1 protein-coding gene is annotated in these 787 nt (G+C 36.1%); it reads left to right on the top strand.

Going from position 1 to position 787, the window contains the following annotated elements:
- Window positions 1-215: 215 nt before the first annotated feature.
- The coding region (locus DBU79_RS07710; protein ID WP_229764043.1) for a TroA family protein at window positions 216-787 on the top strand (572 nt) is incomplete at its 3' end.

Raw genomic sequence — 787 nt, 5'->3', positions numbered from 1 at the left:
CCCTTTTTATGGCACTAATCTTTAAAAGGGCTAGGCTTTTTAGCCCTTCGTGTATCGCGCTAGGCTTAGAACAAGCCTTGTAATTAAAATTTTCTTCCATATTTTTACCTTAATTTTTATCTTTTAAGATTTTATGAAAAATAGTTTCATTTTTACTATTGTTATTTTCTTAATGGTGTTATAATCGCTTCATAAATCATACGAAAGGAATTGTTATGTTAATCGCTCGCTTTAAAAAAGCTTTCATTTCTTATTCTTTAGGCGTGCTTGTCGCTTCATTATTATTGAATGTGTGCAACGCTTCAGCGCAAGAAGTCAAAGTCAAGGATTATTTTGGGGAGCAAACTATAAAGCTTCCCGTTTCTAAAATAGCCTATATAGGGAGTTATGTAGAAGTGCCTGCCATGCTTAATGTTTGGAATAGGGTTGTAGGCGTTTCGGATTACGCTTTTAAAGATGACATTGTTAAAGCCACTCTCAAAGGCGAAGATCTTAAACGAGTCAAACACATGAGTACTGATCATACAGCCGCATTGAATGTGGAGCTTTTAAAAAAACTTAGCCCTGATCTTGTGGTAACCTTTGTGGGCAACCCTAAAGCGGTAGAGCATGCGAAAAAATTTGGTATATCATTTCTTTCTTTCCAAGAGACAACGATTGCAGAGGCCATGCAAGCTATGCAAGCTCAGGCCACGGTCTTAGAAGTTGACGCTTCTAAAAAATTCGCCAAAATGCAAGAAACTTTGGATTTTATTAAAGAGCGTTTGAAGAATGTTAAAAACAAAAA

Source organism: Helicobacter pylori (assembly GCF_009689985.1).
In the GTDB taxonomy this organism is placed as follows: Bacteria; Campylobacterota; Campylobacteria; order Campylobacterales; family Helicobacteraceae; genus Helicobacter; species Helicobacter pylori_CG.
The sequence above is the reverse complement of the archived record's forward strand: the minus strand, read 5'-3'. Positions and strand labels throughout refer to the sequence as shown.